The 13390-nt window shown below is 59.4% G+C and carries 12 protein-coding genes and 1 other RNA gene; 8 read left to right on the top strand and 5 right to left on the bottom strand.

Features of this window, described 5'->3' with window-relative positions:
• Positions 1–2 precede the first annotated feature (2 nt).
• From serC to gyrA, 3 genes are all read right to left on the bottom strand, one after another.
• Positions 3–1085: a 3-phosphoserine/phosphohydroxythreonine transaminase gene (gene serC, locus ACSQ83_RS13870; RefSeq protein WP_436228536.1), complete on the bottom strand. Its 1083-nt coding sequence runs from the start codon at positions 1083–1085 to the stop codon at positions 3–5.
• 205 nt (positions 1086–1290) lie between these two features.
• The gene (locus ACSQ83_RS13865; RefSeq protein WP_414949067.1) at positions 1291–1893 is read right to left on the bottom strand and encodes a DUF2059 domain-containing protein; all 603 of its coding nucleotides are present in this window, start codon (positions 1891–1893) and stop codon (positions 1291–1293) included.
• Between the two features lie 119 nt (positions 1894–2012).
• Positions 2013–4754: a DNA gyrase subunit A gene (gene gyrA, locus ACSQ83_RS13860; RefSeq protein ID WP_436228535.1), complete on the bottom strand. Its 2742-nt coding sequence runs from the start codon at positions 4752–4754 to the stop codon at positions 2013–2015.
• 748 nt (positions 4755–5502) lie between these two features.
• Here gyrA and ompA point away from each other — a divergent pair.
• The 6 genes from ompA to ACSQ83_RS13830 all read left to right on the top strand — a co-directional run bounded on the left by ompA (position 5503) and on the right by ACSQ83_RS13830 (position 9557).
• Positions 5503–6156, top strand: coding sequence for an outer membrane protein OmpA (gene ompA / locus ACSQ83_RS13855; RefSeq protein ID WP_414948888.1), 654 nt, complete (start codon positions 5503–5505; stop codon positions 6154–6156).
• A gap of 229 nt (positions 6157–6385) precedes the next feature.
• The gene (ubiG, locus tag ACSQ83_RS13850) at positions 6386–7084 is read left to right on the top strand and encodes a bifunctional 2-polyprenyl-6-hydroxyphenol methylase/3-demethylubiquinol 3-O-methyltransferase UbiG (protein ID WP_436228534.1); all 699 of its coding nucleotides are present in this window, start codon (positions 6386–6388) and stop codon (positions 7082–7084) included.
• A gap of 77 nt (positions 7085–7161) precedes the next feature.
• Positions 7162–7878, top strand: a complete 717-nt coding sequence (gene gph / locus ACSQ83_RS13845) for a phosphoglycolate phosphatase (protein ID WP_436228612.1) — start codon at positions 7162–7164, stop codon at positions 7876–7878.
• 100 nt (positions 7879–7978) lie between these two features.
• Positions 7979–8347: a transfer-messenger RNA gene (gene ssrA, locus ACSQ83_RS13840) on the top strand.
• Positions 8348–8510: 163 nt separating this feature from the next.
• The gene (locus tag ACSQ83_RS13835) at positions 8511–9101 is read left to right on the top strand and encodes a phosphatase PAP2 family protein (protein WP_414948885.1); all 591 of its coding nucleotides are present in this window, start codon (positions 8511–8513) and stop codon (positions 9099–9101) included.
• An 84-nt stretch (positions 9102–9185) separates the two neighbouring features.
• The gene (locus ACSQ83_RS13830) at positions 9186–9557 is read left to right on the top strand and encodes a hypothetical protein (RefSeq protein WP_436228533.1); all 372 of its coding nucleotides are present in this window, start codon (positions 9186–9188) and stop codon (positions 9555–9557) included.
• Between the two features lie 96 nt (positions 9558–9653).
• On the opposite strand, the gene ACSQ83_RS13825 is transcribed toward ACSQ83_RS13830, so the two are convergent.
• Both ACSQ83_RS13825 and ACSQ83_RS13820 read right to left on the bottom strand, forming a co-directional pair.
• Positions 9654–9917 carry a hypothetical protein gene (locus ACSQ83_RS13825; RefSeq protein WP_436228532.1) on the bottom strand — a complete coding sequence of 88 codons (264 nt, stop codon included), beginning with the start codon at positions 9915–9917 and terminating at the stop codon, positions 9654–9656.
• 190 nt (positions 9918–10107) lie between these two features.
• Positions 10108–11196 (bottom strand): substrate-binding domain-containing protein, encoded by a 1089-nt coding sequence (locus ACSQ83_RS13820; RefSeq protein ID WP_436228531.1) that lies wholly within the window; start codon positions 11194–11196, stop codon positions 10108–10110.
• 139 nt (positions 11197–11335) lie between these two features.
• Here ACSQ83_RS13820 and ACSQ83_RS13815 point away from each other — a divergent pair, with 139 nt between their 5' ends.
• Positions 11336–11833: an NAD(P)H-dependent oxidoreductase subunit E gene (locus ACSQ83_RS13815; protein ID WP_436228611.1), complete on the top strand. Its 498-nt coding sequence runs from the start codon at positions 11336–11338 to the stop codon at positions 11831–11833.
• On the top strand, positions 11830–13386 hold the full coding sequence (locus ACSQ83_RS13810; protein ID WP_436228530.1) for a formate dehydrogenase beta subunit: 1557 nt from the start codon (positions 11830–11832) through the stop codon (positions 13384–13386). Before ACSQ83_RS13815 ends, ACSQ83_RS13810 begins: the two co-directional genes overlap by 4 nt.
• Positions 13387–13390: the final 4 nt, after the last annotated feature.

Raw genomic sequence — 13390 nt, 5'->3', positions numbered from 1 at the left:
ACTCAGGCACTGGCCTGCTCGAATTCCTTCATATACTCGACGAGCGTCTTCACCGCTTCGAGCGGCACCGCGTTATAGATGGACGCGCGCATGCCGCCGACTGACTTGTGGCCTTTCAGCTGCAGCAGGCCGCGCGCTTTTGCGCCGGCCAGGAATGCTTCGTTACGGGTTTCGTCGGCGAGAAAGAACGGTACGTTCATCCTCGAGCGCGACTGACGCTCGACTTTGTTCAGATAGAAACTGCTGGCGTCGATAGTGTCGTACAGCAGCGTCGACTTTTCGATACTGCGTGCTTCCATGGCTTCCAGGCCGCCCTGCTTCTTCAGCCACTTGAACACCAGGCCGGCAACGTAGATGGCATAGGTTGGCGGCGTGTTGTACATCGAATTATTCGCGGCGACCGTCTTCCATTCGAACGCCGACGGGCAGATCGCCAACGCGCGGTCGAGCAGATCCTCGCGCACGATCACGACCGTCACACCCGCCATGCCGATGTTCTTCTGCGCGCCGCCAAACAGCACGCCGTATTTCGCGATGTCCATTGGGCGGGAAAGAATGTGCGACGACGCGTCCGCGACGAGCGGCACCGAACCGAGATCGGGGATCTCAAAGGTCTCGACGCCGTCGATGGTTTCATTCGTGCAAAGATGGACGTAAGCCGGGTCGTCGGAGAGATGCCATTCGGCGACCTTCGGCACATGCGTGAAACCCTGCTCCGTCTTGCCGTTTGCAGCAATGTGCGGCGTGCCGTACTTCTGCGCTTCCTTGAAGGATTTCTGCGACCAGGAACCGGTCACTATAAAGTCGGCGGTTTGACGCGCGCCGAGCAGGTTCAGCGGAACGATCGCGTTCTCGCCAATGCCGCCACCCTGCAAGAACAGGATTCTGTGCGACGCGGGTACTTTCAGCAGATCGCGCAGATCGGTGAGCGCGGCTTCATGAATCGACATGAACTCAGCGCCGCGATGGCTCATTTCCATCACGCTCATGCCGCTACCGTGCCAATCAAGCATTTCGTCGGCTGCTTGACGGAGTACTTCTTCGGGCATTGCTGCAGGACCAGCGGAGAAATTGAACACGCGCATCTGATAAACACCCCGAAAAGCCCGACGCGATAAAGAGAACGCTAGCAGACCACGCCAGCGCGAGCGGAACGCTGAATAAAGCCTGAATCACGCCACGAAAAAGAAATGGCTGTTTGCGTCTGAACGCAAACAGCCATTATCGCACCGTCCCGAAAACCCGCCAAACTACAGCCGCGCGAGCGGCAGCGGGCTTTGGCAGCCTTACTTACTTCGGCTTGACAGCAGCCACTTCCTTGTCCGCCTGCGCGCGGGTGGCCTTGATCGATTGCGGCATGTACTTCTGCATCAGACCGTTCACCACGTCACGACCAACCTGGTCCTGAACCTGGATGAACTTGCGACCCGTCGGGCTCTTATAGAACGACGTCAGGTCTTTGATTTCAGCTGTGGTGTAGTACTTCGCGTACGCGTCGTACTGAGCCTGCATGGCGTCCTGACGGAACGAGTCGGTCGCGAAAACCTGACCTGCCGAATCAACCAGCTTCGGTACCGTGTCCTTCTGCAGTTGAGGAACGGCAGCTTGCTTCTGCTTGTCGTTCATCGTCTTGTTTTCGCTCAAAGCGTCAGACAAGATGGCCGGAACCAGTTGCTTCGACTGCATTTGTGCGCTGTTACCAATGGCGCCGACGAGCTTTTGCGCGTCGATTGCGTCCAGCAGGTCCTTGATCGCAGCTTGCTTCGCCGGATCCGGTGCCGCTGTGGCTGCATCCGGCGCCGGCGACGTTGCTTGGCTCTGGAGCGATTGAGCCGATGCGAAAGCCGGTACCAAAGCAGCCAGCAACATCCATTGTTTAAACTGTTTTTGCATCATTACTCCCTTAAAAAATTTTTACTTTCAGCGCGACGCGACTTGGCATGTGCTCAAGTCGCGCAGCTTATCCATTCAAGCTTTCAGAAACAGAACAGGCGCTCGGTGCGAACACTCGGTCAGGACGTGCCGTCCTCATCACCTTCCGACGTGTCGCCCGGCGTGTCACCCGAGGCGTCGTTCGAGGCGTCGTTCGATGAGTCGCCAGCATCAGCCGAATCATCAGCAGCCGCGCTGGCCGGAGTTTCGCCAGCACTGCCAGCATCCCCCGCTTCACCTTCCAGATCGGCGTCGAGTTCGACTGCGACTTCCGCCTCGGCAATATGCTGCAAACCGGACAGCTTGGTGCCGTCGTCAAGACTGATGAGTGTAACACCTTGGGTTGCGCGGCCCATTTCACGGATCTCCGACACCCGCGTGCGGATCAGCACGCCGGTATTGGTGATCAGCATGATCTCGCTTTCCGGTTCGACGAGCGTTGCGGCGACTACCTTGCCGTTGCGTTCCGATGTCTGGATAGCGATCATTCCCTTCGTGCCACGGCCGTGTCGGGTGTATTCGTCGATAGGCGTACGCTTGCCGAAACCGTTCTCGGTCGCCGTCAGCACCGACTGGTTTTCACCGCCGGCCACGAGCAACGCAATGACCTGCTGGCCTTCTTCCAGTTGCATGCCGCGCACGCCCCGGGCTTCGCGGCCCATTGCACGCACGTCGTTCTCGTCGAAACGCACCGCCTTGCCCGAATCCGAGAACAGCATTACGTCATGCTGGCCGTCGGTAATCGCCGCCCCGATCAGGAAATCGCCGTCGTCCAGGCCAACGGCAATGATGCCCTTGCGCAGCGGCCGGCTGAAGGCTTCCAGCGGCGTCTTCTTGACGGTACCCAGCGAGGTCGCCATGAAGACGTATTTGTCCGCGGAGAATTCCTTGATCGGCAGCACGACGTTGATCTTCTCGCCGTCTTGCAGCGGGAACATGTTCACAATCGGCCGGCCGCGCGAATTCCGCGAACCCTGCGGCACTTCGTAGACCTTGATCCAGTAAACACGGCCACGGTTCGAGAAACACAACATGTGGTCGTGCGTATTAGCGATGAAGAGCGTGTCGATCCAGTCGTCTTCCTTCATCTGCGTAGCCTGCTTGCCGCGGCCGCCACGCTTTTGCGCGCGATACTCGGACAGCGGCTGCGACTTCACATAGCCGGTGTGCGACATGGTCACGACCATTTCCTGCGGCGTGATCAGGTCTTCGGTATTCAGTTCGGTTGCATTCAGCTCGATGCGCGAACGGCGGTCGTCGCCGAATTCAGCACGAATAGACGCCAGTTCTTCCACGATGATCGCGCGAATCCGCTCCGGCCGAGCCAGGATGTCGAGCAAGTCAGCGATCTGCGCCATCACTTCCTTGTACTCGCCAACAATCTTGTCCTGCTCGAGCCCGGTCAGGCGTTGCAGGCGCATTTGCAGAATTTCCTGCGCCTGAACGTCGGACAGCTTGTACAAGCCATCGGCCTGCATGCCGTACGCCGGGTTCAGTCCTTCCGGCCGGTACGCCTGACGCCCGCCCGATTCTTCGGTTTCGGCGCGCGACAGCATTTCGCGCACGATTTCCGAGTCCCAGGCGTTGTTCATCAAGTCCTGCTTCGCGATTGGCGGAGTCGGCGCGGCCTTGATGATGCGGATGAATTCATCGATATTCGCCAGCGCCACCGCCAGGCCTTCCAGCACGTGGCCGCGATCCCGCGCCTTGCGCAGCTCGTATACGGTGCGCCGCGTCAGCACTTCCCGCCGATGCGACAGGAAGCACTCCAGCATTTGCTTCAGGTTCAGCAAGCGCGGCTGGCCGTCGACCAGCGCAACCATGTTGATGCCGAACGTGTCCTGAAGCTGCGTCATCTTGTACAGATTGTTCAGCACCACTTCCGGTACTTCGCCGCGCTTCAGTTCGACCACGACGCGCATGCCGCTCTTGTCGGATTCGTCGCGGATGTCCGAGATGCCTTCAATCTTCTTCTCGTTCACCAGCTCGGCAATACGCTCAAGCAGCGTGCGCTTGTTCACCTGATACGGGATTTCATCGACGATGATCGCCATCCGCTGGCCGCGGTCGATCTCTTCGAAATGCGTGGTCGCGCGCATCACGACGCGTCCGCGACCCGTTCGATAACCGTCTTTTACGCCCGAGACGCCGTAAATCACGCCGTAGGTCGGAAAGTCCGGCCCCGGCACGATTTCCATCAGTTCGTCGATTGTGCTGTCGGGATTGTTCAGCAGATGCATGCAGGCGTCGACGATTTCGCGCAGGTTGTGCGGCGGAATGTTCGTCGCCATACCCACGGCAATACCGGCCGAGCCATTGATCAGCAGATTGGGGATACGCGCCGGCAGAACCAGCGGCTCGCTTTCGCTGCCGTCATAGTTCGGGCCGAAGTCGACCGTTTCCTTGTCGATATCCGCAAGCAGCTCGTGGCCGATCTTGGCCATGCGGATTTCGGTGTATCGCATGGCGGCGGCGTTGTCGCCATCGACCGAACCGAAATTGCCCTGGCCGTCGACCAGCATGTAGCGCAGCGAGAACGGTTGCGCCATCCGCACGATGGTGTCGTAGACCGACTGGTCACCGTGAGGATGATATTTACCGATGACGTCGCCCACAATACGCGCGGACTTCTTATAGGCGCGATTCCAGTCGTTGTTCAGTTCGTGCATGGAATACAGTGCGCGACGGTGGACTGGCTTGAGGCCGTCGCGGACATCGGGGAGCGCTCGCCCCACGATCACGCTCATCGCGTAATCGAGATATGAGCGGCGCATTTCCTCCTCGAGGGAGATTGGCAGGGTCTCTTTGGCGAATTGATCCATTTATCCGTGTCTTGAACTGTGCGGCGCCGGCGCGGAATAAAAGCCTCTTTTGCGGCGTTTTACCCGGATTCACCGTCGTTTAGCATCGGCATTGCGAACGCAACGCATCACGCGATTCTAACATGCGCGACATCCGCTTCCGGAGCACCTGCGTATACACATACAGTCGGCACAGACAGTTTGGACATTGTTCACATGAAACAGATCGAGGAATTCAGGGGCAAATCAGTGAGGTCGGGGACGAGATCAGAAAAGTGCCGAATGGCGCTAGCCGATGACCAGCATGACGGGAGGCCGTGGAGCAAACGGTTGCGAAAGCTTACAAATTGCTGCACACAACAAAGTGAAAACGTCAGACTAACCCGCTATCATTCGCCCTCACTGGTTTTGACGCAGCCGTTTAACGCGCGAAAAACCAGTCGAAAAAAATGTATTGATGTTTTTGGAAAAAGTTCCGGGGTGGCACGCATTGTGCGCATGTTCCGCACGTATCAAACCCTGCAATTCCTTGCCCCGTCTTGTTGCGCATGCACCACATAAGGTTGCGGGCGTTGGGGCCCCAGGGATATTTTTATCGATGCAAGGGAACGATATGGCAAAATGCGAACGCACAAAGTTAGACACTGCTCGAAGTCTACACACAGCGTTTTGTTCCGCGGTAATGTTATACTTCGAGCAATGTATGACTTGTCTTCGTCAACAAGGCTCGCAGTAAACCTGCGGTAATCTCAATTTCGAGAGGAGAAATATGAATAAACTTTCAAAGCTCGCGTTCATTGCAGCTACCGCAGTTATGGCTGCATCGGCGATGGCGCAATCGGTCCCGGCTTCACGCCAGGCGGTGAACGACAACTGGGTGAACGGCACGGGCGAATGGGTGTGGATGAACGGCACGAACGAGCTTTGCTGGCGTGACGCGTTCTGGACCCCGGCAACGGCTAACGCGAAGTGCGATGGCGCGCTGGTAGCCCAGGCACCGCAGCCGCCGGTCGCTCCTCCTGTTGCTCCGGTCATCCAGAGCCAGAAGATTACGTACCAAGCTGACGCTCTGTTCGACTTCGACAAGGCAATCCTGAAGCCGGCTGGCAAGGAAAAGCTTGACGATCTCGCATCGAAGATTGGCGACCTGAACCTGGAAGTCGTGGTCGCAACGGGTTACACGGACCGTATCGGTTCGGACAAGTACAACGATCGCCTGTCGCTGCGTCGTGCACAAGCTGTCAAGGCATACTTGGTCAGCAAGGGCATCGAAGCCAACCGTATCTATACGGAAGGCAAGGGCAAGCGTAACCCGGTTACCACGGGTTGCAACCAGAAGAACCGCAAGCAACTTATCGCCTGCCTCGCACCGGATCGTCGCGTGGAAGTCGAAGTTGTTGGAACCTCGCGTCAGCCGCAGTAATTCGCGACAGATTGGCGCAGGATCAAAGCCCCGCTTCGGCGGGGCTTTTTTTATGGACAACTTTTATGTGGAACCTGCGGGCGCAACCCCTCCAGCGGCATGCCGGGAGCGCTCCCCTGCCCGGCCGGCCTCGATGAGCGCCTCGATTCACCGGCTCTCGCCGCCGCCTATATACTTGGAACTTGACCGTTCCTGACCTTACGACCTTCCGTTTCAAGGCTATCCGCACATGATCAATGCCGATCCCCACGAGCTTCAAAAATTCAGCGAGCTGGCTCATCGCTGGTGGGACCCGAATGCGGAGTTCAAGCCACTGCATGAGCTCAACCCCGTGCGGCTCGACTGGATTGACCGGCTTGCGCATCTGTCGGGCAAACGCGCGCTGGATATCGGTTGCGGCGGCGGCATCCTGTCTGAGTCGATGGCCGTGCGTGGCGCGAAGGTGAAAGGCGTGGATTTGTCGTCGAGCGCGCTGGGCGTGGCTGACTTGCATAGCCTGGAGAGCGGCGTCGAAGTCGAATACGAAGAGATTGCGGCCGAAGCATTGGCGGCGCGAGAGCCCGGCAGCTATGACGTGGTGACCTGTATGGAGATGCTCGAGCACGTGCCGGATCCGGCGGGCATTGTTCAGGCGTGCGCCACGCTCGTCAAACCCGGCGGCTGGGTGTTTTTCTCCACGCTCAATCGCAATGCCAAGGCCTATTTGTTCGCGGTGATCGGCGCAGAATACATTGCCCGGATGTTGCCGCGCGGCACGCACGATTACGCCCGCTTCATCAAGCCGTCGGAACTTGCGCAATTCGTGCGTTCTGCGCAACTTGATATCGCCGAGATCAAGGGGATCACGTACCGGCCGCTGAGCAAGCGCTTCGGTCTCTCCGACGACTCAAGCATCAACTATCTGATGGCTTGCCGCCGCGTGGCCTGACGGGAAATGACATGAGCGATCGACCCAGTGATGCCGACCCCACGCCTCCGAGCGTCATCGAACCTGTACGGACTTTCATGAGCGACGATCCGACGCCCTTGCCCAAGCAGCAAATCGACAAGACCCGGCTCAAGCTCTGCCACGCGGTGTTGTTCGACCTCGACGGCACCATCGCGGACACGGCGCCCGATCTGGTTGCCGCGGTCAACAAGATGCGACATGACCGTGGGCTGGAAATGCGGCCGCTCGAGACGTTGAGGCCATTGGCTTCCGCGGGTGCGCGCGGTTTGCTGGCCGGCGCGTTCGAGATCGAGCCGGAGCATCCTGATTACGCGTCCATGCGCGAGGAGTTTCTCGCCAACTACGAAGCGGATTTGTGCATCGAGACGACGCTGTTTCCAGGTATCGACAAATTGCTCGATCAACTCGATGCACGCGGCGTGCGCTGGGGCATTGTGACCAACAAGGCAACGCGGCTGGCCGAACCGCTCGTGGCGCTGCTTGGACTGGCCGAGCGCGCGGCGTGCCTTGTTTGCGGCGATACCACCTCGCATTCGAAGCCGCATCCGGCGCCGCTGCTGCATGCTGCGGAATTGATGGAAGAAGCGCCCGAGCGGGTGGTGTACGTGGGCGACGACCTGCGTGATGTCCAGGCCGGTTTTGCCGCCGGCATGGTCACCGTGGCGGCCGCCTACGGGTACTGCGGGACGGACCTGCCGCCCACGCGGTGGCACGCGGATCATGTCGTGGAAACAACCATCGAATTGCAACATCTGCTACGCGACGTGCAATAACACATCAATTCATCAATGGCCGGTGAGGGCTGCGGCTCCCGGAGGGGGCGGGCTCGCCGGCCAAAACGCGGATGAACTGTGAGATAATGATTAATGCTTCGGGGGCGACCTGGTTTCGACAGGGGTTGCGAAGCGGCTAGGGCATACCGAGGACCCGTCACCTCGTAAATCAATGGGAAAAACGTAACTGCAAACGACGAAACGTTCGCACTGGCAGCCTAAGGGCCGCCTGCCTCTCCCTAGTTTACTGACGGACTAGAGTCGCAAGACCGGTAGCAATACCGCGAGAGGTCATATACGTCAGATAAGCCTTGTCGGCGTCGCGACGCCAAGGTCGAAAATTTAGTGAATCGCCGAAGCGAAGCGTGTTCGTCCGCGTCGCCAGGTTAAATTAAATGATAGAACTAAGTATGTAGAACTGGTCGTAGAGCGCTACTGGACGCGGGTTCGATTCCCGCCGCCTCCACCAATATCGCATCCGGACGTGTGCCGGATTATTTGAAACCCCGTAGGCCGAAAGGCTCGCGGGGTTTTTTATTGTTTTTTATTGACCGGCCTGGGTGTCGGCGCACACGAATGCTTCCTGCGCCATGCGCTAAACTGCCCTGCTCTCTTTTGATCTGACAGAATTCATGTGGACTGCAATCAGCAATGTCGGCGATGCCGCGTTGACTCTACCCATCGCCCTGACCTGCGCGATCTGGCTCAGGCTGTCGGATAAGACACTGGCCGTGCGCTGGGTGACGCTTCTGGCCGCCGGGATGGCGCTGGTCGGCATCACCAAGATCCTGTATGCCGGGTGCGGAGTCGAGATCTCCTCCATAGGGTTTCGCGTGATCAGCGGCCATACGACCTTGTCTACGGCTGTCTGGACGGTTGCCATCGCCCTCCTCTGGCGAAGTGCGGGCGGCAGCGCATGGGTGGGCGCCATGGCGGGACTGCTGGTCGGGTTGCTGACGGCATGTGCCCGCGTCTTCGACTATGCCCACACCGTTCCGGAAGTCATTGCCGGCTGGCTGCTCGGAGCCTTGGTCGCGGCGCTTTTCGTGCACCCATTGGCACGCTCCAAAGTTAAGCTGTTTCGTCCCATTGCCGCCGCTACCGGGCTCCTGCTCGTGACCACGGTGGCGTATGGGCGTCACGCTCCGATCCAGGCAATGATCGACACCTACTCTCATGGCGTCTGTTCCCGCCTGTGGGCTGGCATTTCTGCCCTTCTCTAACGCGCAGCTTGGGCTTCGATAGCCAGCGTTGCACGATGGCCGGCTTGCTTCAGCATTTGGTCATCTGATACGAGGATCGATCGCATGCAGTTGGAACCGCTTCACGTCACGAACCGGGTAGTCGCCGTCGTGGCGCCCACGGCACCATTTGTTGAATGGATCAACGCCGTAGATCCCTCCCCGCCCGATGTGAAAATCGCGCTGGGCGTCGCACGTGACGACCCGACGGCATTTCTGATCCCCACCGACAATACCGACGACCCGATTAATACGGGCAATCGGTGGATTCAGCGCAACTGGAAGGTGATCTTCGAGCACATGCTCGAGGAGTGGTATGTCGATGCTGATTTATGGCCACGCAACCGGACTATCAAGATGTTCCGGGAACGCTGCGAGGTGTCCATTCACTCGACTGTTCTGGATTGCGCTAATAAACCGATCGAGTACGAGGACTGATCCAGATTCAGCGTACGCGGTTTTAAACCGGTCGCACACAGCAAACCGCCGACTCCCATGGGAGCCGCCGTTTGCACACTCCAAAGTCGTGCCGGGTTATTGATCATGCGGGCACTGCAAGTTACAGCCGTTCGGATCACCCAAGTCGCCGCGCCTACGCTTCGCGGTCACGCCGTTCTGGTACTTATCCGACGGCGCCGATGCAGCAAACTGCAGCTGCGGGTGTTCTTTCAGGCGAAACTGGTCCTGCAAGATGCCACCCGGAACACCTGGCGAATTCTGGGCAAAAGCGACGGGCACAAAGGCAACGGCGCTAACAACGAACGCGATCAACGCGGCAACGCTCAAAAGCAATTTCATGGCAGCAGTAACGGTGAGTAAAACGGTCGTCGATTAAACATTTGGCCAAGAGCATTTCCGGCTTGGTGAGCCGCGACATAATGTTGCATATAACGGCACCGGACTGCCTTGCCAACCCTAGCCAGCCATAAGGTTAACGTAATTCTAGACAGAAGGCTTCGGATCGGCGGTACACACCGGGTCTAAATGGTTACCGCGCGTTTCCAGTTTCCCCGCCAAGCGCTTCATCGAGTTCAAGCAGTTGGCCGCAAAAGGCCGGATCGTAGCCCTCCAGGTGCGCCACGCTGTCGCGGTATGTATCGCTGCGCAATACCTCCAGCAGGCCGCTGAGTCCGGCGCCGTTGAGCTTGTCGCGGTTGCAGGCGAACAGGTAGTCCTCATCGATGATCGGAATGAAGTCCAGCGCGAACTGCTGCGCGGCCGGCTGCACACCAAAACCAAGATCGGCCATGCCGCTCGCGACAAATGCAGCAATGGCCGAATGGGTCAGTTCAGCCGTGGCGTAACCGTTGATACTCGCCGGGTCGACGCCAATCTGGCGCAGCGCCAGATCCAGCAACATGCGCGTGCCCGATCCCGGTTGACGGTTGACGAAGCGGATATCGTCGCGGGCGAGATCGCGCAAGCCGCGTATGCCTTTCGGGTTCCCCTTGGGCAGAAACAGGCCTTGCGTGCGCCGCGTCAAATGAATCAGCCGATGCCGCCCCGCATCCAGCCACGGCCGATAGATCTCGGCGCAACTCGCGCGGAATTCGCCGATCGGCAAGTGAAACCCCGCCAGTTCGCACTCGCCGCGCGCGAGGGCGGTAACGGCTTCAGCGCTCTCACGGTACTTGATGTCGGCGGGGATCTGCTTGGCGGCAAGCGCGCCCACCAGCGCAGCGACGGCGTATCCGTGCGAGGCGTGAATCCGTATCTCGCCAACGGCGCGCGACAGCCGACGGTTCAGTTCACCGGCCACTTCGCTGGCCAGCGCCTGAAGCGGCCCGTCGAGCCGCTCGTTCGACAAACGTTGCGCCCGCAGCACAGCTTCGCCCAGTTCCGACAGCACCGACCCGCGCCCACGCGACTTCGTGATCAGTGCGCCGCCCAACCGCGTCTCTATATCGCGCAAAAGACCCCATGCGTGCCGATAGGACAAACCCTTAGCCGAGGCGGCCTGCGCGATGCTGCCAGTCTGTGAAACCAGCAGCAAAAGCGGCACGGCCGCGCTGAGACTGGCTTCGCGGCCTGCGGCGTCGCGCAGGACGAGCTCGGTACGGCATTCAACATCGATCATATGTAATCCCAGTTCCTATTGCCATCGACCCGCTAGCCTCGTATCTTGCATATCACGGGCTCGGTATAGCAAATTATAGGTCCGATATATGCTCTTAAAAAACATATGCCGAGCAATGGAGACTCCCCACATGGTCCAAATGCCTCATAACCACCAAAATCAGCCGGCCGGCACGCCCGATGAGCGCGTTGCGCGCCATCTGAAAAAGGGCGCGTCGCTGCTCGCCGTGCTGCACGCTATTCAAGACGAAGCCGGCTACATTCCCGCCGATGTCATCGCCCCGCTCGCTCAGGCCATGTCGCTGTCGCGCGCGGAAGTGCACGGCGTGATCACCTATTACCACCATTTCCGCTCCGAGCCGCCGGCGCGCGTGACCGTGCAGTTGTGCCGCGCCGAGGCTTGCAGGAGTATGGGAACGGAAGCGCTGGCGGCGCATATCGAAGGGCATACGGGGTGCAAGTTCGATTCCGGCCATCAAGTCGATACCGAGCTGGAAACCGTGTATTGCCTCGGGCAATGCGCGCTGTCGCCGGCCATGACCATCAACGGTGAGTTGCATGCCCGCGTCACGCCGCAGAAATTCGAGCGGCTGTACGAAGCGGCGCGCGTTCATTCGAGCGCGGAGGACCTGGTATGACGCGCATCTACGTCCCTTGTGATTCGTCGGCATTGGCGCTCGGCGCTGATCGCGTCGCGCTGGCGGTTGCGGCTGAAGCTCAGAAACGCGGCATCGAAGTTGAAATCGTGCGCAACGGTTCGCGCGGCATGCTCTGGCTGGAACCGCTGGTCGAAGTGGAAACGGCGGAAGGCCGTATCGGTTATTCGAATGTCGATGAAGACGATGTCCCCGCCCTCTTCGATGCCGATCTGGCAACCGGCGGCGCGCATGAAAAGCGCGTCGGCGTGGTTGATACGTTGCCGTGGCTCGCGAAACAGCAACGCCTGACGTTTGCGCGCATCGGTATCACGGACCCGCTTTCCACCGATGACTACGTCAAGCACGGCGGCCTGGACGGATTGCGCAAAGCGCTTGAAACCGATGGCGATGCCGCCTGCGAAGCGCTGCTTGAATCGGGCCTGCGCGGACGCGGCGGTGCAGCGTTCCCGGCCGGCATCAAATGGCGCACGGTGCGCGCCGCTTTGGCGCCGCAAAAGTACGTCGTCTGCAACGCTGACGAAGGCGATTCCGGCACGTTCTCGGACCGGCTCGTCATGGAAAGCGACCCGTACATGTTGATCGAAGGAATGATCATCGCGGGGATCGTGACCAAGGCGACGAAGGGATATATCTATGTGCGCAGCGAATATCCGCACGCTATTGCGACGCTGAACTGCGCGATAGAAAAAGCGCGCGACGCCGGCTGGCTTGGCGCAAGCGTACTCGGCAGCGACAAAGCGTTCGAACTGGAAGTGGCCAAAGGCGCCGGTTCGTATGTTTGCGGCGAAGAAACGGCGTTGCTGGAATCGCTCGAAGGCAAACGCGGCGTGGTCCGTGCGAAGCCGCCGGTGCCTGCTTTAGTCGGCTTGTTCGGCCAGCCGACGGTGATCAATAACGTCATTACCCTGGCGACCGTGCCAATCATCTTCGCCAAGGGCGCGGCGTTTTATCGAGACTTCGGCATGGGCCGCTCGCGCGGCACGCTGCCGTTCCAGATCGCAGGCAACGTAAAGCAAGGCGGCCTCGTGGAGTTGGCGTTCGGCGTGACCCTGCGCGAACTGATCTATGAATATGGCGGCGGCACGGCAAGCGGCCGGCCGGCGCGCGCCGCGCAAGTCGGCGGCCCGCTTGGAACGTATCTTCCGGAAAGCCAGTGGGATATTCCCATGGACTACGAAGCTTATGCAGCGGTTGGCGCTGTGGTCGGACACGGCGGTATCGTGATCCATGACGACACGTCGAATCTCGCCGATCTGGCGCAATATGCGATGCACTTCTGCGCCGTCGAATCATGCGGAAAATGCACGCCTTGCCGGATCGGATCGACGCGCGGTGTTGAAGTCATCGCGAAGATCCGTGCCGGAGACGTCTCGCCGAAACAAGTAACGCTGCTGCGCGATCTCTGCGACACCATGGTTTCTGGCTCGCTCTGCGCGATGGGTGGCATGACGCCGTATCCGGTGCTGTCGGCCCTCGACCATTTCCCTGAAGACTTCGGTCTGTCCAAAAAGCCGTCGCAGAAAGCGGCTTAAAGAA

Origin of the sequence: Caballeronia sp. LjRoot29 (assembly GCF_964252755.1) — a bacterium.
GTDB lineage: Bacteria > Pseudomonadota > Gammaproteobacteria > Burkholderiales > Burkholderiaceae > Caballeronia.
The sequence above is the reverse complement of the archived record's forward strand: the minus strand, read 5'-3'. Positions and strand labels throughout refer to the sequence as shown.